Source organism: Burkholderia sp. MS389, from assembly GCF_016899425.1.
GTDB classification, from domain to species: domain Bacteria; phylum Pseudomonadota; class Gammaproteobacteria; order Burkholderiales; family Burkholderiaceae; genus Burkholderia; species Burkholderia sola.
Window position 1 is genome coordinate 2,934,942 of record NZ_CP045994.1, and the last position, 19,222, is coordinate 2,954,163.

Here is a 19,222-nt window from a genome sequence, read left to right on the forward strand (position 1 = left end):
ATCATTCGAAGCATCGATTCACGCTTCGTCATGCCATGGACACACTCTGGGACATTTCGCCGCCGGTCAGCCCCGCCACGCCCGTGTGGCCGGGCGATACGCCGGTTTCCGTCGAACGCGTATGGCGGATGGAGGCCGGCTCGCCGGTCAACGTCGCGCGGCTGACGCTGTCGCCGCACACGGGCGCGCACTGCGACGCGCCGCTGCACTACGACGCCGACGGCGCGCCGATCGGCGCGGTGCCGCTCGACACCTATCTCGGCCCGTGCCGCGTGATCCATTGCATCGGCGCATCGCCCGTCGTGCGGCCGGCCGATGTGGAAGCCGCGCTCGACGGCGTGCCGCCGCGCGTGCTGTTGCGCACTTATGCGCGCGCCGCGGTCGAGCAGTGGGACAGCAACTTCTGCGCGGTCGCGCCCGACACCGTCGACCTGCTCGCCGCGCACGGCGTGAAGCTGATCGGCATCGATACGCCGTCGCTCGATCCCCAGGAATCGAAGACGATGGATGCGCATCACCGCGTACGCGCGCACCGGATGGCGATCCTCGAAGGGATCGTGCTCGACGACGTGCCGACCGGCGACTACGAACTGATCGCGCTGCCGCTGAAATTCGCGACGCTCGACGCGAGCCCCGTGCGCGCGGTGCTGCGCGCGCTGCCCGCGCAGGCTTCCTGACTACCCGACCTACGACCTCACATCATGATGATCAAGACCCGTGAAGATGCGCTCGCGCTCGACCGCGACGACCCGCTGGCCCCGCTGCGCGACCAGTTCTCGCTGCCCGACGGCGTGATCTACCTCGACGGCAACTCGCTCGGCGCGCAGCCGCGCGCGTCGGCCGCCCGCGCGCAGCAGGTGATCGGCGCCGAATGGGGCGCAGGCCTGATCCGCAGCTGGAACACGGCCGGCTGGTTCGCGCTGCCGCGCCGCCTCGGCGACAAGCTCGCGACGCTGATCGGCGGCGCGCCCGGCGAGACGGTCGTCACCGACACCATCTCGATCAACCTGTTCAAGCTGCTGTCCGCGATGCTGCGCCACCAGGCCGAGCGCGCGCCCGAGCGTCGCGTGATCGTGTCGGAGCGCTCGAACTTCCCGACCGACCTGTATATCGCGCAAGGGTTGATCGAGCAGCTCGGCGGCAACTACGAACTGCGCCTGATCGACGATCCGGCCGACCTGCCCGGCGCGCTCGGCGCGGACACGGCCGTCGCGATGATCACGCACGTGAACTACCGCACCGGCTACATGCACGACATGCCGGCCGTCACGCAACTGGTGCACGATGCGGGCGCGCTGATGTTGTGGGATCTCGCGCACTCGGCCGGCGCGGTGCCGGTCGATCTGAACGGCGCGCGCGCGGACGGCGCGGTCGGCTGCACGTACAAGTACCTGAACGGCGGCCCCGGCTCGCCCGCATTCGTGTGGGTGCCGCAGCGTCACCTCGCGCATTTCTCGCAGCCGCTGTCGGGCTGGTGGGGCCACCGCGCGCCGTTCGCGATGCAGCCGGGCTTCGCGCCCGATCCGGGCATCGCGCGCTTCCTGTGCGGCACGCAGCCGATCGTGTCGATGTCGATGGTCGAATGCGGGCTCGACGTGTTCCTGCAGACCGACATGCAGACGATCCGCCGCAAGTCGCTCGCGCTGACCGACGCGTTCATCGCGCTCGTCGAGGAACGCTGCGCGGGCCTGTCGCTGAAGCTCGTCACGCCGCGCGCGCATCACCAGCGCGGCTCGCAGGCGAGCTTCGAGCATCCGCACGGCTACGAAGTGATGCAGGCGCTGATCGCGCGCGGCGTGATCGGCGACTACCGCGAGCCGTACGTGCTGCGCTTCGGCTTCACGCCGCTCTATACGCGCTTCGCCGACGTATGGGATGCGGTCGAGACGCTGCGCGACATCCTCGCCACCGACGCGTGGAAGGCGCCCGAGTTCGCCGAACGCGGCGCGGTGACCTGAGCGGTATTGCGTGGCGCGCCGCCGCCGCATGCGCAGCGCGCGCCACGCGTTCGTCATTCAAATCTGGAGAAAGTCGTGAATTCTGGTCACATGCAGCCGCCCGGCGGCGACGCGCCGGCAGGCTGCCCGTTCTCGGGCACACGCGCCGCACAACCGGCGCAAGCCGCGCACGAGGCCCCGCACGTGCCGGGCGAGGCCAACGCTCAAGCCGGCTGGCACGACGCGCAGCTCGATTTCTCGAAGTCGATGAGCTATGGCGACTACCTGTCGCTGAATTCGATCCTCGACGCGCAGCATCCGCTGTCGCCCGATCACAACGAGATGCTGTTCATCATCCAGCATCAGACGAGCGAACTGTGGATGAAGCTCGCGCTGTTCGAGCTGCGCGGCGCGCTCGACGCGGTGCGCACCGACGCGCTGCCGCCCGCGTTCAAGATGCTCGCGCGCGTGTCGCGCATCCTCGAGCAACTGGTCCAGGCGTGGAACGTGCTGTCGACGATGACGCCGTCCGAGTATTCGGCGATGCGGCCGTATCTCGGCCAGTCGTCGGGCTTCCAGTCGTACCAGTATCGGCAGCTCGAATTCCTGCTCGGCAACAAGAACGCGCAGATGCTGCAGCCGCATGCGCACCGGGCCGACATCCTCGAACAGGTGCGCGCGACGCTCGAAGCGCCGTCGTTCTACGACGAGGTCGTGCGCCTGCTCGCGCGGCGCGGGTTCCCGATCGCGCCCGAGCGGCTCGAGCGCGACTGGACCCAGCCGATGCGGCACGACGAGACGGTCGAGGCCGCGTGGCTCGAGGTCTACCGTCATCCGCAGCAGCACTGGGAACTGTACGAGATGGCCGAGGAACTCGTCGATCTCGAGGATGCGTTCCGCCAGTGGCGCTTCCGTCACGTGACGACGGTCGAACGCATCATCGGCTTCAAGCAGGGCACCGGCGGCACGAGCGGTGCGCCGTATCTGCGCAAGATGCTCGACGTCGTACTGTTCCCCGAGCTCTGGCACGTGCGCACCACGCTGTAACGCACGCGATGCGTCCGCACGTCACGACGACGTGCGGGCGAGTTCGTCCCCTTCGCGCGGCTGCGTTTGCGCGCGCGACAGCCGCGGAATGTGCCGCCGCACCGCGAGCAGCGCAACGCACACCGCGCCCATCGCAACGGCCAGCATCGTCAGGTACGCGCCCGCGCCGCCCGCCGTGATCACGAGCGCGCCCGCGAACGCGCTGAGAATCGCGCCGAGCCGGCCGAACGCGAGCGCGCTCGCGGTCCCCGTCGCGCGCACGGCCGTCGGGTAGATGTACGCGCACAGCGCATACATCGTCGACTGCACCGCATTGACGAACAGCCCGTGCAGGCCGAGCCCGACGATCAGCCAGTTCGTGTGGCGGCTCGCGTCGACGCCCATCAGCCACACCGCGCTCGCGGCGCCCCCGATGCTGCACAGCGCGAGCGGCCAGCGCGACCCCGCGTGCGCGATCGCCCACGCGCACAACAGCGCGCCGATCACGCCGCCGAGGTTGTACGCGGTGAGTCCCGAGCCCGCAACCGACACGCTCAACCCGCTCGCCGCGAGCATCGTCGGCAGCCAGCTGAATGCCGCATACACGGCGAGCAGGCACATGAAGAACGCGCACCACAGCGCGACCGTGTCGCGCGCCTGCCCGCTCGCGAACAGCGCGCCGAAGCCGCCGCGGCCGCCCGGCGCGCGGGCGTCCTTCGCATCGGTGAACACGGTGCCCGGCGCGACCGGCCGCTGCATCCGCGCGAGCAGCGCGCCGAGTTCCGGCCAGCGCGCGGGGCGCCGCGCCAGATAGCGCGGCGATTCGGGCAACGCGCGCACGAGCACGAAGCCGAGCACGAGCGGCAACGCGCCGCCCGCGAAGAACAGCCCGCGCCAGCCGTAGCGCGGCAGCACCTCGTGCGCGAACAGGCCGGCCAGCATCCCGCCGAGCGGCACGCAGACGATCGTCGCGGTCACCATCATCGTGCGACGCCGCGCGGGCGTGTATTCGGCCGTCATCGTCGTGGCCGTCGGCAGCGCGCCGCCGATCCCGAGCCCCGCGCAAAAGCGCAGGATCGCGATCGTCGCGACGTCGGGCGCGAACCCGATCGCGCAGGTCGCGATGCCGAACAGGAACACGCTGCCGATCACGGCCTGGCGGCGGCCGAAGCGGTCCGCGACGATCCCCGCGCACGCGCTGCCGATCCCCATCCCGACCAGCCCCGCCGCGACGGCCGGCGCGAACGCGCCGCGCGTGACGCCCCATTCGCGGATCAGCACCGGAATCGCGAAACCGATCAACTGGCCGTCGAAACCGTCGAGCACGATCGCGAGCGCGGCGAGCAGCACCACGCCGCGCTGCATCGGCGTGAACGGCCCGTCGTCGAGCGTCGTGCCGATGTCGACCGAGGGCGGCCGCCGTTCATTCAGTGCGTCGGGCGTGCTCATGCGGCCTCCGATGCACCGCGCGTCGGCGGCAAGAGGCGCGAACGGCGCGCGGCAAGACAACGGTATTCGATGGTTTTCATGGCGTCTCCTGTTGTCCGGGCTGGCGCGCGCACGCGTGCCCGGATCTCATGCTGTGCAGCAGTCGACCGGCGCTCATCGATCGGCACCGGTGTCTCGTCCCATCCTTCAAGATCCAGCGCCGTTGCTTCGCGCGCACGGCATCCGTATCGTCATGCGGCGCCAGCCGGCCGCCGGCCTGTTGCTCAGTTCGTCCGCGCGTCGATCAACCGGACCAGCGCGAGCAGCGTCTCCGCATGCGGCACCGCGACGCCGGTTTCGCGTGCGGCCGCGACGACCTTGCCGCTGATCGCATCGATTTCGGTGCGGCGCCCCGCGAGCACGTCCTGCAGCATCGACGGGCGATGGCCGAGATGGTCGCGGATCGCATGCTCGACGTTGCGCGCGATGCGCTCGCCATCGACCGCGATGCCCTTCGCGCGCGCGACGGCGGCCGTCTCCGCCGCGATCGCGAGCGCGAGCCGCGGCCCGTCGTGATGATGGCCGAGCTGGTCGACGGTGCAGCCCGTCGCCGCGCACAGCGTGTTGAGCGCCGCGTTGAACGCGACCTTCTCCCAGATCGCGGCCCATACGTCGGCGTCGAGCGTGCACGCGAGCCCCGCGCGCGACAGCGCGTCGGCCACCGCCGCCGTGAACGGGCGCGCCGCGCCGTCGGCCGTCATCATGCGGATCGTGCCTGCGCCGTGCGAGCGCACGTGCGCGGGCCCGGCCGCATCGGCCGGCCACGTCGTCACGCCGACCAGGATGCGCTCCAGCGGCACGAACGCATTCAGCGTCTCGACGTTGCCGAGCCCGTTCTGCAGCGTCAGCACGAACGTGTCCGACGTCAGCAGCGCGCGCACGCCATCGAGCGCCGCGCGCGTGTGCAGCGATTTCGTGAAGACGATCAGCAGGTCGAACGGTGTGTCGGGCGCGCCGGCCGCGGCCGCATTCGCGGCTTCCGGTCGCACGGCCTGCAGCGTGCGAATGCGCCGTTCGCCGCGATCGTCGTCGATGCGCAGCCCGTCGCGGCGGATTGCATCGAGATGCGCATCGTTCACGTCGATCAGCGTGACGGCTTCGCCGCTTTCGGCGAGCCGCCCGCCGAACAGCGAGCCCATCGCGCCCGCTCCCAGAATCGCGATTCTCATCGTCGGCCGCCTCGTCAGAATGGGTAGTGGCGCGGGGCCGTCTGCACGGTGATCCAGCGCAGGTCGGTGAACGCGGCGATGCCGGCGTTGCCGCCGAAGTGGCCGAAGCCGCTGTCCTTCACGCCGCCGAACGGCATCTGCGCCTCGTCGTGCACGGTCGGGCCGTTCACGTGACAGAGGCCCGATTCGATGCGCGCCGCGACGCGCAGCGCCCGCGCGACGTCGCGGCTGAACACGGCCGACGCCAGCCCGAACGCGTTGTCGTTCGCGCAGCGGATCGCGGCCTCCTCGCCGTCGACGCGCACGATGCCCTTCACCGGGCCGAACGATTCTTCCGCATAGACGCGCATCGCCGGCGTCACGTGGTCGAGCAGCGTCGCCGGAAACAGCGTGCTGTCCGCCTTGCCGCCGCACCGCAGCGTCGCGCCGTGCGCGAGCGCATCGTCGATCAGCGCGTTGCAGCGCTCGACGGCCTTGGTGTCAATCAGCGAACCAAGGACGACCGGCCCGTGGCGCGGGTCGCCGAGCGGCAGCGACGCGGCCTTGGCGGCGAGCTTCGCGACGAACGCATCGGCGATCGACGCGTCGACGACGATGCGCTCGGTCGACATGCAGATCTGCCCGGAATTCGCGAACGCGCCGAATGCGGCCGCGGCGACCGCCGCGTCGAGGTCGGCATCGTCGAGCACGACGAACGGCGCCTTGCCGCCGAGCTCCAGCACCGCCGGCTTCAGATGGCGCGCGCACGCTTCGGCGACGATCCGCCCGACCCGCGTCGAGCCGGTGAAATTCACGCGGCGCACGGCCGGGTGCGCGATCAGCGCGTCGACGACGGCGCCCGCATCGTCGGGCGCGTTCGTCACGAAGTTGACGACGCCCGGCGGCAGCCCGGCCTCCTGCAGCGCCTCGACGACCAGCCCGTGCGTGACGGGGCACAGCTCCGAGCCTTTCAGCACGATCGTGTTGCCGCACGCGAGCGGCAGCGCGAGCGCGCGCGTCGCAAGGATCACCGGGGCATTCCACGGCGCGATGCCGAGTACGACGCCGGCCGGTTGCCGCACGCCCATCGCGAGCGAGCCCGGCACGTCGGACGGGATCAACTCGCCGCCGACCTGCGTGGTCAGCGACGCGGCCTCGACGAGCCCGCTCGCCGCGAGCTGCACGTTGAAGCCGGCCCACAGCGCGGATGCGCCCGTTTCAGCCGCCATCGCGGCGACGAACTGCTCTTGCTTCGCTTCGAGCGCGGCGGCCGCCTTCAGCAGCAAGGCGCGCCGCGCGCCGGGGCCGCGCGAGGCCCAGCCGGGAAACGCACGGGCAGCCGCATCGGCCGCCGCGCGCGCATCGTCGACGGTGCCTGCGGGCGCGGCCGACGCGATGTCGCCGTCGAGCGGGTTGCGGCGCACGAAGGTCGCGCCGCTGGACGAGTGGCGGCGTTCGCCGCCGATCAGCATCGCTACGGTTTGCATGGAATCTCCGGAAAGACGCGCGCGGCGCGTCAGGCAATCTCGACTTCGACGACGACTGGCGTCGCCGCACGCAACGCGTCGGTCAGCGTGTCGCGCAGGCGCGCCGCATCGGCCACGCGCACGCCGCGGCAGCCCATCCCTCGCGCGAGCGCGACGAAATCCAGGTCGGGCAGATCGGTGCCCTGCACCGGGTCGCTCGGGCCGAAGCCGAACACGGGCGCAAAATCCTGCAGCGCCGCGTAACGCCGGTTGTTCAGGATCACGAACGTGATCGGCAGCTTCAGTTGCGCGGCGCTCCACAGCGCCTGGATCGAATACAGGCTCGAGCCGTCGCCGATCAGCCCGATCACGCGCCGGCCCGGCCGCGCGAGCGCGACGCCGACGGCGGCCGGCATCCCGTAGCCGAGCCCGCCGCTGTCCATCGTGTAGAACGTGCCGCTGAGCGTGAACGGCAGATGCTCCTGCATCACCGGCCGCGCGCTCGGCGCCTCCTCGACGACGATGTCCTGCGCGTCGCGCACGTCGGCGAGCGTCTGCAGCGCGAACGCGACCGACATCCGCTCGCCGGCGGCGGGCGCATCGACGCGCACCCGCGGCGCGCGCGCCTCGGGCATCGGCCGCTCGGGCGGCGCGGGCCGCGCCAGCAGATCACGCGCGGCGAGCCGCAAATTGCCGACGACCGCATCGCCCGACGGCGTCCACGCGGCGACGCCCGGATCGTCGACGAGCTGCACGAGTGTCGCGCCCGGCGGCACGTGCGGGCCGAAGCCCTCGATGTGATAGGTGAACGCGGGCGCGCCGAACGCGAACACGAGATCGTGCCCGTCGAGCCGCGCGACGATCTTCTCGCGGATCGCGCTCAGGAAGCCGGCGAACAGCGGATGGTCCTCCGGAAAGCTGCAGCGCCCGGACATCGGCGCGACGTACACGCGCGCACGGTGCCGCTCGGCGAGCCGCACGACGTCGTCCCACGCGCCCGCGCGATCGACGGCCGCGCCGACCACGAACGCGGGGCGCCGCGCGGCGTCGAGCGCGTCGCCGAGCCGGGCGAGCGCGTCCGGATCGGGCCGGACGACGCTGCTGACGTCACGGCGCGGCAGCCACTCGGCCGGCTGGTCCCAGTCGTCGACCGGGATCGACACGAACACGGGGCCGCGCGGCTCCTGCATCGCGATCCGGTACGCACGCGCGATCGCGGCCGGCACGTCCTGCGCGCGCGCCGGCTCGATGCTCCATTTCACGTACGGCTTCGGCAGCTCGGCGGCCTGCGTCGCGCCAAGGAACGGATCGAACGGCAGAATCGCGCGCGCCTGCTGGCCCGCGGTGACGATCAGCGGCGTGCGGTTCTTGAACGCTGTGAACAGATTGCCCATCGCGTTGCCGACGCCCGCCGCCGAATGCAGGTTGACGACCGCCGCGTTGCCAGTGGCCTGTGCATGGCCGTCGGCCATCCCGACCACGACGGCTTCGTGCAGGCCGAGCACGTAGCGGAAATCGTCGGGGAAGTCGCGGAACATCGGCAGCTCGGTCGAGCCGGGATTGCCGAACACGCGGTCGATGCCGAACTGGCGGAGCAAATCGATCACGGCGTCGCGGACGGTGATCGATGCGGCGGAATGGGACGGGGTGCCGGACATGCTCGGGCGTCTCCTCGATGGCTTGGCGGTTTCCACAGTATCGAAGCGCAAGCCATTCACGGATACTGTATTTTCTGCGAAAAGCCATTACGTCCCCGCATGACTTTCGATCTCCGACAATTGCGCGCGTTTACGACGATCGTCGCGTGCGGCAGCCTCGGCCGTGCGGCCGACGCGCTGCATGTCACGCAGCCGGCGCTGAGCCGGATCCTGAAGCGGCTCGAGGAGCAGGTCGGCGCGCCGCTGTTCGAACGCCATTCGAAGGGCGTGCAACTCACCGCGTTCGGCGAAGCGTTGCTGCCGCACGCGACGCTGCTGCAGCACGAAGCCGAGCATGCGCGCGAGGAACTGGACGCGATGCGCGGGTTCGCGAAGGGCACGATCAAGGTCGGCACGGTGGGCAGCATCGCGAGCCTGGTGCTGCCGGTCGCGGTCGGCCGCGTGCTCGACCGCTGGCCGAACCTGCGTGTCGAAATCATCGAGGGCGTGTGGGACCGGCTCGCGGAAGGGCTGATCAAGCACGAGATCGACCTCGCGCTGTCCGCGCACGGGCCCGATACCGACGAGATCGTCGCGATTCCCGAATGCCGCTGGGAAGATCGCAGCCATATCGTTGCGGCGCCGCACCATCCGCTGCGCGCGCTCGGCCGCGCACCGACGCTCGCCGATACGCTGCACGCGCGCTGGGCGATTCCGCCGCGCGGCACCGCGCCGTTCGACCACATGCGCGCGACCTTCGACGCGCACGGGCTGCCGTTGCCCGACATCGCGGTCGAGACGCGCTCGGTCATCACGCTGAAAAGCCTGGTCGCGCATGCGGGCTTCCTCAGCTGGATGGCCGAGCCGATGGTCGGCGCCGAACGGCGCGCCGGCACGATCGATACGCTGCCGGTACGCGAAGTCGTCGCGGTGCGCACGCTCACCGCGTTCCGGCGCCGCCACGGGATCCTGCCGGGGCCGGCCGGCAAGCTGCTCGACGAACTCGTCGCCCTCACGCGCGAAGGGCGCTGACGCCTTTTTCCGCCGGCGCCGCCCCACTCGCCCTGCCCCGTACGCCACCGCAGCGCACCATCGAAATGCCGTGTCCGCGCCTTGACTTTCGCTCGCCCGAATACGATCATTCGCTCACACAAAGAGCAAATGATCGTATTCGACAGGATAGACAGCCAGGAACAGGAGACACGGATGAGCGAATCGCCCTCCGCCCACGCGCCCGTGCTGCTGCACATCGGCGCGGGCTCGTTTCACCGCGCGCACCAGGCGTGGTATCTGCATCGCGTGAACGCGGCCGTGCCGGCCGACGAACGCTGGTCGCTGACCATCGGCAACATCCGCGACGACATGCGCGCGACGATGGACGCACTGGCCGCCCAGCACGGCGCGTACACGCTCGAAACCGTCACGCCGCAAGGCGAGCGCGCGTACGAGACGATCCGTGCGATCACGCGCGTGCTGCCGTGGTCGATCGACCTCGCCGCGCTGATCGACGCGGGCGCCGATCCAGCCTGCCGGATCGTGTCGTTCACCGTCACCGAAGGCGGTTACTACCTCGACGAACACAACCGGCTCGACGTCGCGAACGCCGATCTCGCCGCCGACCTGCAGGGCGCGCGCACGACGCTGTACGGCGCGCTCGCGGCGCTGCTCGCCGAACGTGTGAAGCGCGGCGCGGGCCCACTCACGCTGCAGAGCTGCGACAACCTGCGCAACAACGGCGCACGCTTTCGCGCGGGGATGCGCGAATTCCTCGAACGGCGCGGCGACGGCGGCCTGCTCGCGTGGTTCGATGCGCACGTCGCGACGCCGAGCGCGATGGTCGACCGCATCACGCCGCGCCCGACCGCCGACGTGCGCGAGCGCGTGCGGGCGGCCACCGGCATCGACGACGCGTGCCCGGTGATGGGCGAATCGTTCATCCAGTGGGTGATCGAGGATCGCTTCGCGGCCGGCCGGCCGCGCTGGGAACTGGCCGGCGCGGAACTCGTCGACGACGTGCATCCGTACGAGGAAGCGAAGATCCGCATCCTTAACGCGACGCACAGCTGCATCGCGTGGGCCGGCACGCTCGCGGGCTACACCTACATCCATGAAGGCACGCACGACGCGGCGATCCGCCGCTTCGCGCACGACTACGTGACGCAGGACGTGATCCCGTGCCTCACGCCGAGCCCGCTCGATCTCGCGCGCTATCGCGACGTCGTGCTGGAGCGCTTCGGCAACCCGTACGTGCTCGACACGAACCAGCGCGTCGCGGCCGACGGCTTCTCGAAGATTCCCGGCTTCATCGCGCCGACGCTCGTCGAATCGTTCGCGCGCGGCGCCGCGCCGGTCGCCACCGCCGTGCTGCCCGCGCTGTTCCTGCGCTTTCTCGAACGCTGGGCGCGCGGCACGCTGCCCTATGCGTACCAGGACGGCGTGATGGACGACAGCAGCGCACGCGCGATCGTCGAAGCCGACGACCCCGTCGTCGCGCTGTGCGCCAACCGCGCGCTGTGGGGCTCGCTCGCCGGCAACGCGGCGCTGTTCGATGCGTTGCGCGCCGGGCTCGCGCGCGTCGACGCCTGGCTCGCCGCGCGTTGACGACGCGCGCGCCGGCGCCCGGCCGCGCAGCCGGGCGAACCCGCTTGGCACAGGCCGTGCGGCACGGCTAAAGTAGCGGCTCCTCACCGACCGAACGGATCGCTCATGTATCTCGGCATCGACCTCGGCACCTCGGAAGTGAAGGTGCTGCTGCTGGCCCCGGACGGCGCGGTGGTCGGCACCGCGGGCTCGCCGTTCACCGTGTCGCGCCCGCACCCGCGCTGGGCGGAACAGCATCCGGACGACTGGTGGCAAGGCACGCTCGCCGCGCTCGCGGCGCTGCGCGAACGGCATCCCCACGCTTTCGCGCAGGTGCGCGGCATCGGCCTGTCGGGCCAGATGCACGGCGCGGTGCTGCTCGGCCGCGACGACCGCGTGCTGCGCCCCGCGATCCTGTGGAACGACATGCGCAGCGCCGACGAATGCGCGCTGCTCACCGAACGTGCGCCCGACCTCCACGCGCTGGCCGGCAACCTCGCGATGCCCGGCTTCACCGCGCCGAAGCTGCTGTGGGTCGCGACGCACGAACCCGACGTGTTCGCGGCCACCGCGTGCGTGCTGATGCCGAAGGATTACCTGCGGTTCCGGCTGACCGGCGCGAAAGTGTCCGATCCGTCCGACGCGGCCGGCACGCTGTGGCTCGACGTCGCGCGCCGCGACTGGTCCGATGCGCTGCTCGCCGCGTGCGGGATGACGCGCGAGCAGATGCCGCGCATCGTCGAAGGCAACGCGCCGTCCGGCACGCTGCGCGCGGACGTCGCACGCGAGCTCGGGCTGTCGGAGGCCGTGCTGGTCGCGGGCGGCGGCGGCGACAACGCGACGAGCGCGCTCGGCATCGGCGCGATCCACGCGGGCGACGGCTTCGTGTCGCTCGGCACGTCGGGCGTGCTGAGCGTGGTCGGCGATCGCTTCATGCCGAATCCCGCGTCGGCCGTGCATGCGTTCTGCCATGCGATTCCCGATCGCTGGCAACTGATGAGCGTCGTGCTGTCGGCCGCGAGTTGCCTGCGCTGGGTCTGCAAGCTGACCGGCACCGACGAGCCCGCGCTGCTCGCCGAAGTCGAGGCGCTCGATCCCGACGCGCTCGCGGCGGCGCCGCTGTTCCTGCCCTACCTGTCCGGCGAACGCACGCCGCACAACGATCCATACGCGCAGGGCGTGTTCTTCGGGATGACGCATGCGACCGAGCGCGCGCACTTGGGCTACGCGGTGCTCGAAGGCGTGACGCTCGGCCTCGCCGACGGCCTCGACGCGCTGCACGCGGCCGGCGTCGAAACCGACCAGCTGTCGCTGATCGGCGGCGGTGCGCGCAGCGCGTTCTGGGCGCAACTGATCGCGGACGCGCTGAACGTGCGCACGCAGCAGATCGGCGGCGGCGAAACGGGCGCGGCGCTCGGCGCGGCTCGGCTCGGCTGGCTGGCCGTCGGCGGCGACGCGCATACGGTGCTGACCAAGCCGCCGGTACGCGCCGAATACGCACCGGATGCCGCTCGCCATGCGCGGCTGCGCGAACGCCTCGATGCGTTCCGCACGCTGTACCGTCACGTGCGGCCGCTGTACGAGCCGTCGCGCGCGCGGCTCGCGTAGGCGCGCTCCGTCGCACGGCCGGCCGCAGGCCAGCCGCGCGACATGCGTTACAGTGGATGCCGTCATGCGGCCCGCCGGCCGGCCCGCAGGGCGGCCCCCCCGATCCGAACCGAATCGCTATCGTGTCCAAGTCCTCAGAAAAACTCGATCTCGCCACGCGCGCCGCGTGGCTCTATTACGTCGCGGGCGACACGCAGAACGAAATCGCCGAAAAGCTGCAGGTGTCGCGCCCCGTCGCGCAGCGCCTCGTCGCGTTCGCGGTCGAGAAGAACCTGATCCGCGTGCGCGTCGACCATCGGCTCGCCGACTGTCTCGACCTCGGCGCGCAGCTGTCGAAACGCTACGGCCTCGCGATGTGCGAAGTCGTGCCCGTCGACGCCGATGCGCCCGACGCGATCGACCGCAAGCTCGCGGTCGCCGGCGCGCAGGTGATGGAGCGCTACCTGAACGAGACGCGACCGATGGTGATCGCGGTCAGCAGCGGCCGGACGCTGAAGGCCGCGGTCGCGCAGATCGCGCAGATCGACCGCCCGCAGCACCGGCTCGTGTCGATGGTCGGCGCGATCGCGGCCGACGGTTCGTCGAACCGCTACGACGTCGCGCAGTACATCTCCGAGAAAACCGGCAGCAAGCATTTCCTGCTGCCCGCGCCGCTGTTCGCCGACAGCGACGCCGAACGCGCGCAGTGGTGCAACCACCGGCTGTACCGGATCGTCGAGGCGCTGTCCGGCGAGGCCGACGTCGCGTTCGTCGGGATCGGCAACATCGGCCCGCACTGCCCGCTCTACGAAGACGGCTTCATCACCGAACAGGAGCGCGACGAGATGACCGCGCTCGGCGCGGTGGCCGAGCTGCTCGGCGTGCCGATCGACGCGCAGGGCACGCAGATCACCGTGTCGACGAGCGCGCGCGTGACCAGCGTCGCGCTCGCCACGCCGCCGAAGCTGCCGACGATCGCGTTCGCCGGCGGCCCGAAGAAACACGACGCGGTGATTGCCGCGCTGCGCGGCGGCTGGCTGTCGGGGCTCGTCACCGACGAAGCGTGCGCGCGCGCCGCGCTCGCGGCGAAGGCGGCCTGACGCGGCCATGGATCCTGCGCGGCGCTCGGCCGTACCGGCATTGCTTCGCGCTACCGCGGGGGACGCACGATCGACGCGCAAACCGCCGAACACCGACGCGTCACGCCGCCTTCGCGTGCACGCTCAGCCGCCGGAACGCCTGCCCGTTCTCGTCGAACAGGTGGCAGTGCTCCGCCTGCACATGCACGCGCAGTGGGTCGCCGGTGCGGTACGTGTCGAGCGGCGGAATCCGCGCGATCAGCCCGTCCGGCGCGACGGCCGATTCCGCATACAGATATGCGGCATCGCCGAGCGACTCGACGGCCATCGTCCGCGCGGCGACGCCCGCCGCCGCCGCATCGACCAGCAGATGCTCGGGCCGCACGCCGACCGTCACCGCGGCGCCGCGTTGCAGCCCCGCCGCGTCCACCGCGACACGCTGCGTCTCGCCGCTGTCGAAGCGCACGAGCACGCAGCCCGCATCGGCCGATTCGACCGTGCCCTTCAGGAAGTTCATCTTCGGCGAGCCGATGAAGCCCGCGACGAACTGGTTCGCCGGCGCGTGATAGAGCGCGTTCGGCGTGCCGACCTGCTGCACCGCGCCGCCCGACAGCACGACGATCTTGTCGGCGAGCGTCATCGCCTCGACCTGGTCGTGCGTCACGTAGATCATCGTCGTCTTCAGCTCGTCGTGCAGTCGCGCGAATTCCAGCCGCATCTTCACGCGCAGCGCGGCGTCGAGGTTCGACAGCGGCTCGTCGAACAGGAACACCTTCGGCTTGCGCGTGATCGCGCGACCGATCGCGACGCGCTGCCGCTGGCCGCCCGACAGTTGCTTCGGCTTGCGGTCGAGCAGATGATCGATGTGCAGGATTTTCGCGGCCTGCTTCACCGCCTGGTCGATCTCGGGCTTCTTCGCGCCGGCGAGCTTCAAGCCGAACGCCATGTTGTCGTACAGCGTCATGTGCGGGTACAGCGCATACGACTGGAACACCATCGCGATGCCGCGCTTCGCGCTCGGCACGTCGTTGACCTTCGCGCCGTCGATCAGCAGGTCGCCGTTCGAAATGTCTTCGAGGCCGGCAATCATCCGCATCAGCGTGGATTTGCCGCAGCCGCTCGGGCCGACGAACACGACGAATTCGCCGTCGGCGATGTCGAGGTTCACGTTGCGCAGCACTTCGGTGTCGTCGTAGCGCTTCGCGATGTTGCGCAGGAGCACGCTTGCCATGATCTGTCTCCGTTCGTTCGTGATGCGCCGCGTTGAAAGCGGCGCGCCTTCGTTCCTGATTGCTAGTTCGGCAGCACCTCGCCCGTCGCCTGCCAGCGCGCGACGTAGCCGGGCAGCTCGTGCATGTCGTCGAATACGTGACGCGCGCCGATGCCGCGCAGCGCGTCGATCTGGGCCGCCGATGCGTGCCCGCCGCCGATGAAGCCGAGCACGGTCATGCCGGCCGCGGCCGCGGCGGTGATGCCGGTCACGCTGTCCTCGACGACGAGGCATTGCGCGGGCACCGCGCCGAGCGTGCGTGCGGCTGCCAGATACACGTCCGGCGCCGGCTTCGGCCGCGCGACCGAATCCGCGCAGAACAGCCGGTCGCCGAAGAAGCGCGCGAGGCCGGTGCGCGCGAGCGCCGCTTCGACGTACGTGCGGTAGCTGTTGCTCGCGCAGGCCGTCGTCAGGTCGATCGCGGCCAGCGCCGCGTCGATGCCTTCGACCATCGGCGCATTCACGGCCGCCGCCTCGACCGCGCAGCGGATCGCGTCGACGTCGCCGGCCGATAGCGTGCGGCCCACGGCGTCGCTCGCGCCGGCCAGCACGCGCTCGATGCGCAGCCCGAGCAGCGGCATCACGGCCGGCCGTGCGTCGACCCCTGGCCAGCGTGCATCGAGTTCGCGCACGATCACGTCGGCGGCCACGGCCTCGCTGTCGATCAGCACGCCGTCGCAATCGCAGATCAGCACGTTCACGCCGTGACCGGTCGTACGTTTGCCAGCCGCACCTTTGCTTGCATCGCTCATTTAACCGCCCCGAACGTGAGCCCGCGCACGAGCTGCTTCTGCGACAACCAGCCGACGATCAGGATCGGCGCGACCGCGAGCAGCGACGCCGCGGACAGCTTCGCCCAGAACAAGCCTTCGGGGCTCGAGTACGACGCGATGAATACGGTCAGCGGCGCGGCGTTCGAGCTCGACAGGTTGATGCTCCAGAACGCCTCGTTCCACGACAGGATCACGAGCAGCAGCGCGGTGGACGCGAGCCCCGGCAGCGCCATCGGCATCAGCAGGTAGACGATCTCCTGCCACGTCGATGCGCCATCGATCCGCCCGGCCTCCAGGATGTCCTTCGGGATTTCGTTGAAGTACGTGAAGGTCATCCACACCGCGATCGGCAGGTTGATCAGCGTGTAGACGACCACGAGCCCCGACACCGTATCGAGCAGCCCCGCGTTCTTCCACAGCAGGTAGATCGGCACGAGCACGCCGACCGACGGCATCATCTTCGTCGACAGCATCCACAGCAGCACCTTCTGCGTGCGGTGGTTCGGGAAGAACGCCATCGCGTACGCGGCCGGCACCGCGAACAGCAGCGAGATCACGGTGACGCCGGCCGAGATCAGGATCGAATTCCACGCGAACCCGAAGTAGTTGCTGCGCGCGAACACCTCGCGAAAGCTGTCGAGCGTCGGGATGAAGAACAGCGACGACGCGTACGCCTGCTGCTCGGTCTTGAACGCGGTGATCGCCATCCAGAAGATCGGGAAGAACAGCAACAGCGCGATCAGCCACGCGAGCGTGCCGGGCAGCGCACGCCGCACGAGGTCGAACACGGCCGGCGTGCGCCGGCCCGCCAAGGTCAGGTCGCTCATTTTTCGTACTCCCCTTTCAGGTTGCGCGCGAGCATCCGCACCAGGAAGAACGACACGACGTTCGCGACCACGACGGCGATGATGCCGCCCGCGGACGCGAGGCCGACGTCGAACTGCTGCAGGCCGAGCGCATAGATCAGGTACGACAGGTTGGTCGTCGCGTCGCCGGGGCCGCCGCCGGTCGTCGTGTAGATTTCCGCGAAGATCGACAGCAGGAAGATCGTCTCCATCATCACGACCACGGCGATCGCGCGCTTCAGGTGCGGCAGCGTGATGTAGAAGAACATCGCGATCGGGCCGGCGCCGTCGATGCGCGCGGCTTCCTTCTGCTCCTGGTCGAGCGACTGGATCGCGGTGAACAGGATCAGGAACGCGAACGGCAGCCACTGCCATGCAACGATGATGATCACCGCGGTCAACGGGTAGTCGGCGAACCAGTCGATCGGCGTCATCCCGAGCGCGCGCATCGCGTTCGCGACGAGCCCGTACACCGGATGCAGGATCATGTTCTTCCAGATCAGCGCGGAAACCGTCGGCATCACGAAGAACGGCGCGATCGCGAGCAGGCGCGCGACGCCCTGCCCGTAGAACTTGCGGTCGAACAGCACGGCCATCAGCACGCCGCCGATCACGGTGATCGCGAGCACCGCACCGATCAGCACGAGCGTGTGCCAGATCGCCGGCAGGAACGACGGATCGGTCGCGAGGAAGCGGTAGTTGTCGAACCCGGCGAAGCCCTTCACGTCCGGGTTCAGCAGGTTGTAGCGCGAGAACGAATACCAGATCGTCATCGCGAGCGGAATCGACATCCACAGCAGCAGCACCGCGACGGACGGCGACACGAGCCAGCTCGCGCCGCCGCGCGCACGGCGCGGCGCGCCGGGCGGCGACGACGCGTCGCCGACCGACGGCGCGTGAGCGTGACTCAGGGGAAGACGCAGGTGACGCATGACGGAGTCCCTCCGGTTGATGCGCGGGCGCGAACGGCCTGCCCGCCTGTCGGCCTCGCCGGCCCGCGCCGTGTGCGATGGCGCACGACGCGGGCCGCGCGACGGCTTGCGCGTTACTTCTTGTAGCCTGCCTGCCGCACTGCGCGGTCGGCGGCGGCCTGGCCCGCGGCGAGCGCCTGGTCGACCGACATCTGGCCCGCGACCGCGCCCGCGATCGACTGGCCGACCACCGTGCCGAACGACTGGAATTCAGGAATCCCGACGTACTGCACGCCCGTGTACGGCACCTTCTTCAGCGACGGATCGTTCGGGTCGGCCGTCTCGATCGCCTTCAGCACGAAGTCCGAGAACGGCGCGGCGGCCTTGTACTCGGCGCGCTGATACGTCGACGTGCGCGTGCCCGGCGGCACCGACGCCCAGCCTTCGTCCTTGCCGACCATCTCGATGTACTGCTTCGACGTCGCCCACGCGATGAACTTGCGCGCGGCGTCCTGCTGCTTCGACGTCTTCGGCACGGCCAGCGCCCACGCCCACAGCCAGTGCGAGCCCTTCGGCGTCGCGGCGACCGGCGCCGCCGCGAAGCCGATCTTGTCGGCCACCTGCGACTGCTGCTTGTTGTAGAGCATCCCGGCCGCGACCGTCGCGTCGATCCACATCGCGCACTTGCCCGATGCGGTCAGCGTCAGGTTCTCGTTGAAGCCGTTCGAGCTCGCGCCCGGCGGGCCGTTCTTCTTCAGCAGGTTCACGTAGAAATTGATCGCCTTCTTCCATTCGGGCGACGTGAGCTGCGCATTCCAGTTCTCGTCGAACCACCGCCCGCCGAACGTGTTCACGACCGTCGACACGTACGCCATGTTCTCGCCCCAGCCGGCCTTGCCGCGCAGGCAGATCCCGTAGGTGCCCTTCGACTTGTCGGTCAGCTTGTCCGCGAATTCGGCGATCTGGTCGTAGGTCGGCTGGTCGGGCATCTTCAGCCCCTTCGCCGCGAACAGGTCCTTGCGGTAGAACGTCATCGAGCTTTCGACGTAGAACGGCAGCGCGTACAGCTGGCCGTTGTACGACAGGCTGTCGCGCGCGGTCTTCACGATGTCGTTCAGGTCGTAGTCGGCGGGCAGGCCCGTGATCGGCGCGAGCCAGCCGCGCTTGCCCCACTGCGGCGTTTCGTAGGTGCCGATCGCCATCACGTCGAACTGGCCGCTGCCGGTCGTGATGTCGGTCGTCGCGCGCTGGCGCAGCACGTTCTCCTCGAGGATCACCCAGTTCAGCTTGATGTCGGGGTTCGCCTTCTCGAACGCCGGCGACAGCTTCTTCAACTCGATCATGTCGGGATTGTTCAGCGTCGCGATCGTCAGCGTGCCGGCGGACGCCGCGCAGGCCGCCGTCGCGAGCGCGGCTCCGGCGAAACAGCGTGCGGCGGCGTCGAGCATCTTTCGTTGCATGGCATGTCTCCTGTG

The 19,222-nt window shown here is 70.1% G+C and carries 16 protein-coding genes; 7 read left to right on the plus strand and 9 right to left on the minus strand.

The features are described 5' to 3' along the window. Positions 1-35: 35 nt before the first annotated feature. The 3 genes from kynB (at position 36) to kynA (ending at position 2,984) form a co-directional block, all read left to right on the plus strand. The gene (gene kynB / locus GJG85_RS13670; RefSeq protein WP_050017019.1) at positions 36-677 is read left to right on the plus strand and encodes an arylformamidase; all 642 of its coding nucleotides are present in this window, start codon (positions 36-38) and stop codon (positions 675-677) included. A gap of 30 nt (positions 678-707) precedes the next feature. Then, positions 708-1,958 carry a kynureninase gene (gene kynU / locus GJG85_RS13675; protein WP_089488931.1) on the plus strand — a complete coding sequence of 417 codons (1,251 nt, stop codon included), beginning with the start codon at positions 708-710 and terminating at the stop codon, positions 1,956-1,958. A 90-nt stretch (positions 1,959-2,048) separates the two neighbouring features. Further along, positions 2,049-2,984, plus strand: a complete 936-nt coding sequence (kynA, locus tag GJG85_RS13680) for a tryptophan 2,3-dioxygenase (RefSeq protein WP_050017015.1) — start codon at positions 2,049-2,051, stop codon at positions 2,982-2,984. Between the two features lie 21 nt (positions 2,985-3,005). On the opposite strand, the gene GJG85_RS13685 is transcribed toward kynA, so the two are convergent. The 4 genes from GJG85_RS13685 to mdlC form a co-directional block, all read right to left on the minus strand. After that, positions 3,006-4,412, minus strand: a complete 1,407-nt coding sequence (locus GJG85_RS13685; RefSeq protein ID WP_050017013.1) for an MFS transporter — start codon at positions 4,410-4,412, stop codon at positions 3,006-3,008. Positions 4,413-4,675: 263 nt separating this feature from the next. Continuing rightward, positions 4,676-5,620, minus strand: a complete 945-nt coding sequence (locus tag GJG85_RS13690) for a 2-dehydropantoate 2-reductase (RefSeq protein WP_050017011.1) — start codon at positions 5,618-5,620, stop codon at positions 4,676-4,678. A 14-nt stretch (positions 5,621-5,634) separates the two neighbouring features. Further along, complete coding sequence (locus GJG85_RS13695; protein WP_050017009.1) at positions 5,635-7,086, minus strand: aldehyde dehydrogenase family protein; 1,452 nt, start codon at positions 7,084-7,086, stop codon at positions 5,635-5,637. A gap of 29 nt (positions 7,087-7,115) precedes the next feature. Beyond that, the gene (mdlC, locus tag GJG85_RS13700) at positions 7,116-8,723 is read right to left on the minus strand and encodes a benzoylformate decarboxylase (RefSeq protein ID WP_124631682.1); all 1,608 of its coding nucleotides are present in this window, start codon (positions 8,721-8,723) and stop codon (positions 7,116-7,118) included. Between the two features lie 99 nt (positions 8,724-8,822). Here mdlC and GJG85_RS13705 point away from each other — a divergent pair, with 99 nt between their 5' ends. The 4 genes from GJG85_RS13705 to GJG85_RS13720 all read left to right on the plus strand — a co-directional run bounded on the left by GJG85_RS13705 (position 8,823) and on the right by GJG85_RS13720 (position 13,969). Then, positions 8,823-9,734, plus strand: coding sequence for a LysR family transcriptional regulator (locus tag GJG85_RS13705; RefSeq protein WP_050017005.1), 912 nt, complete (start codon positions 8,823-8,825; stop codon positions 9,732-9,734). 174 nt (positions 9,735-9,908) lie between these two features. Then, positions 9,909-11,303 (plus strand): D-arabinitol 4-dehydrogenase, encoded by a 1,395-nt coding sequence (gene dalD, locus GJG85_RS13710; RefSeq protein WP_089488766.1) that lies wholly within the window; start codon positions 9,909-9,911, stop codon positions 11,301-11,303. Positions 11,304-11,408: 105 nt separating this feature from the next. Then, positions 11,409-12,890 carry a xylulokinase gene (xylB, locus tag GJG85_RS13715; RefSeq protein ID WP_050017001.1) on the plus strand — a complete coding sequence of 494 codons (1,482 nt, stop codon included), beginning with the start codon at positions 11,409-11,411 and terminating at the stop codon, positions 12,888-12,890. Positions 12,891-13,012: 122 nt separating this feature from the next. Beyond that, a complete protein-coding gene (locus tag GJG85_RS13720; protein WP_034174431.1) occupies positions 13,013-13,969 on the plus strand; it encodes a sugar-binding transcriptional regulator in 957 nt (318 codons plus the stop codon). Positions 13,970-14,069: 100 nt separating this feature from the next. Here GJG85_RS13720 and ugpC read toward each other — a convergent pair whose 3' ends face one another. The 5 genes from ugpC to GJG85_RS13745 form a co-directional block, all read right to left on the minus strand. Next, positions 14,070-15,179, minus strand: a complete 1,110-nt coding sequence (ugpC, locus tag GJG85_RS13725; RefSeq protein ID WP_089488767.1) for a sn-glycerol-3-phosphate ABC transporter ATP-binding protein UgpC — start codon at positions 15,177-15,179, stop codon at positions 14,070-14,072. A 62-nt stretch (positions 15,180-15,241) separates the two neighbouring features. Further along, positions 15,242-15,970: an HAD family phosphatase gene (locus tag GJG85_RS13730; protein ID WP_050016996.1), complete on the minus strand. Its 729-nt coding sequence runs from the start codon at positions 15,968-15,970 to the stop codon at positions 15,242-15,244. Then, positions 15,967-16,818, minus strand: coding sequence for a carbohydrate ABC transporter permease (locus GJG85_RS13735; RefSeq protein WP_089488768.1), 852 nt, complete (start codon positions 16,816-16,818; stop codon positions 15,967-15,969). The genes GJG85_RS13730 and GJG85_RS13735 overlap by 4 nt, the downstream gene beginning before the upstream one ends. Further along, the gene (locus GJG85_RS13740) at positions 16,815-17,768 is read right to left on the minus strand and encodes a sugar ABC transporter permease (protein ID WP_011546081.1); all 954 of its coding nucleotides are present in this window, start codon (positions 17,766-17,768) and stop codon (positions 16,815-16,817) included. Before GJG85_RS13740 ends, GJG85_RS13735 begins: the two co-directional genes overlap by 4 nt. 113 nt (positions 17,769-17,881) lie before the next feature. Next, complete coding sequence (locus tag GJG85_RS13745; RefSeq protein WP_006477974.1) at positions 17,882-19,207, minus strand: sugar ABC transporter substrate-binding protein; 1,326 nt, start codon at positions 19,205-19,207, stop codon at positions 17,882-17,884. Positions 19,208-19,222: the final 15 nt, after the last annotated feature.

Bases quoted from the DNA above. Each gene is read 5' to 3' on its own strand.
- kynA (WP_050017015.1), top strand. From the start codon at position 2,049: ATGCAGCCGCCCGGCGGCGACGCGCCGGCAGGCTGCCCGTTCTCGGGC.
- GJG85_RS13730 (WP_050016996.1), bottom strand. From the start codon at position 15,970: ATGAGCGATGCAAGCAAAGGTGCGGCTGGCAAACGTACGACCGGTCAC.
- GJG85_RS13745 (WP_006477974.1), bottom strand. From the start codon at position 19,207: ATGCAACGAAAGATGCTCGACGCCGCCGCACGCTGTTTCGCCGGAGCC.
- GJG85_RS13695 (WP_050017009.1), bottom strand. From the start codon at position 7,086: ATGCAAACCGTAGCGATGCTGATCGGCGGCGAACGCCGCCACTCGTCC.
- ugpC (WP_089488767.1), bottom strand. From the start codon at position 15,179: ATGGCAAGCGTGCTCCTGCGCAACATCGCGAAGCGCTACGACGACACC.
- kynB (WP_050017019.1), top strand. From the start codon at position 36: ATGGACACACTCTGGGACATTTCGCCGCCGGTCAGCCCCGCCACGCCC.
- GJG85_RS13740 (WP_011546081.1), bottom strand. From the start codon at position 17,768: ATGCGTCACCTGCGTCTTCCCCTGAGTCACGCTCACGCGCCGTCGGTC.
- mdlC (WP_124631682.1), bottom strand. From the start codon at position 8,723: ATGTCCGGCACCCCGTCCCATTCCGCCGCATCGATCACCGTCCGCGAC.
- GJG85_RS13735 (WP_089488768.1), bottom strand. From the start codon at position 16,818: ATGAGCGACCTGACCTTGGCGGGCCGGCGCACGCCGGCCGTGTTCGAC.
- dalD (WP_089488766.1), top strand. From the start codon at position 9,909: ATGAGCGAATCGCCCTCCGCCCACGCGCCCGTGCTGCTGCACATCGGC.
- GJG85_RS13690 (WP_050017011.1), bottom strand. From the start codon at position 5,620: ATGAGAATCGCGATTCTGGGAGCGGGCGCGATGGGCTCGCTGTTCGGC.
- GJG85_RS13685 (WP_050017013.1), bottom strand. From the start codon at position 4,412: ATGAGCACGCCCGACGCACTGAATGAACGGCGGCCGCCCTCGGTCGAC.
- GJG85_RS13705 (WP_050017005.1), top strand. From the start codon at position 8,823: ATGACTTTCGATCTCCGACAATTGCGCGCGTTTACGACGATCGTCGCG.
- xylB (WP_050017001.1), top strand. From the start codon at position 11,409: ATGTATCTCGGCATCGACCTCGGCACCTCGGAAGTGAAGGTGCTGCTG.